The sequence below is a fragment of the Paractinoplanes rishiriensis genome, assembly GCF_016862375.1.
GTDB lineage: Bacteria > Actinomycetota > Actinomycetes > Mycobacteriales > Micromonosporaceae > Actinoplanes > Actinoplanes rishiriensis.
Map to the genome: position 1 here is coordinate 1 of NZ_BOMV01000158.1, position 1,549 is coordinate 1,549.

A 1,549-nucleotide genomic window follows, 5' to 3' on the forward strand; every position below is an offset into this window, starting at 1 on the left:
CAGTGCGGCCGTTCCCTGCTGGCGGGCCGACCGGTCTCGTAGCGCCGCCTGCGCCTCCCGCCAACAGCAGTACGCCTCGTCCCACAACACCTCGGCTTCGCGGCAGGCGTCCGCGGTCCGGTGCCAGCGCGAGGTTTCGTCCGGGTCGCGCCGACCGCGTGCCGTCTCGGCGTCGGCGAGTTGCTGCATGGCGTGTATCCACCGCCGGACGTACTCCGGCTTTGCGCCGCGGTCGGTGATGATCTCCGGGTGCTGCTCCCGCAGGTCGCTTAGCCGGAGCAGCGCGGGAGCCGGGTCCGCGCCCCGGTCGCGCGATGCCTGGGCGAGGTCCGCCAGCGCCCGCGCGGCGAGGGGCAGCAGGACCTCGGAATTCTGCGGCGGCGAGTCCAGGCTCAGGCCGTGCAGCGCGCAGGCGACGGCCCGCTCGGTGTCACCTGCGGCCACCGCGAGTTCAGCCCGCACCGCGTCGAACGGGAACCCGAGGAACTCGGCGCAATCCATGATCAGCTCTTCGGCCCGTGCGGCGTGCGCTGCGGCCTCGGCGTGCCGCCCTTGCCGGCTGGCCAGCAGCGCGGCGGTGTTCCGAGAGCGCGCGTCGGCCATCGTGCTGGGCCGGGCTCCCAGGGTCACCCGGAGGCGCTCGAGGCAGGTACGCCAATCGCCAACCAGGAGCAGGGCCTCGGCCTCGATCGAGCAGATCTCCGAGACATGGCTATGCGGGGCACCGATTTGCTCAAGGTCTTCGCGGCACCGGCGGACCTCCTCGATGGATGCCTTCGGGGACGGCCCGTCCACCATCTCGCCCACCCGATAGGTCGCACTGAGTGCGAGGTCGGAGTCGTGGCTGCGGACGCCGATCGCCTGTGCCTCGCGGGCGGCCTCGGCCGCACCGGCGAGGTCACCGATCATCTTGCGGGCAATCGATACGGCGGCCAGGGCCCACCCGACCGGCTCCGGCCAGCCGCCGACCCGGGCCAGACGCAGAGCCTCCCCCGCCTTCGCGATCCCCGATACGTCTCCATGCCACAGCAGGTCGGCGGCCAGCTCGGCCGTCGCCAGCGCATACTCCCGGCTGTCCGGCCGCCCCGCACAGAGACGCTCGGCCTCACGCGCACCGGCCACCCCGGCGAACTCGATGCCGAGCGCGAAACGCAGGAACGTGCGCCTCACCAGCAGTTCGGCGCAGGTCAACGGCTGATCCCCGCGATCGACGCAGGCGAGAAGGTCGTCGATTGCCGACAGCTCACCAGCGGCCTGGCCTGCTCGTTGCGCGGCTCGGCGGATGCGGTGCAGCAGGTCTACAGCTGACACCTCGGCGTCGGCCGGGCGCAGCCGCACCGCCCGGCGTAGTAGGCGTACCGACTCCGAGGCGCCGCCGCTCGCCTCGGCCGCTTCGGCGGCGCGCAAGGCCCAGCGGTAGGCCGGCCCGAGCATTCCCGCCTGGTAGTAGTGGTCGGCGCGGTCGATCGGGTCGGTAGCGGTCTCGGCCAACTCCGTGTGCAGAGCGCGCCGTTCCTCGGGGAGCAGGGTCTCGACCAAGGCCTCGGCA

The 1,549-nt window shown here is 72.7% G+C and carries 1 protein-coding gene; it reads right to left on the reverse strand.

Annotated elements, in window-relative coordinates:
• The coding region (locus Ari01nite_RS49350) for a hypothetical protein (RefSeq protein WP_203791677.1) at nucleotides 1-1,549 on the reverse strand (1,549 nt) is incomplete at both ends.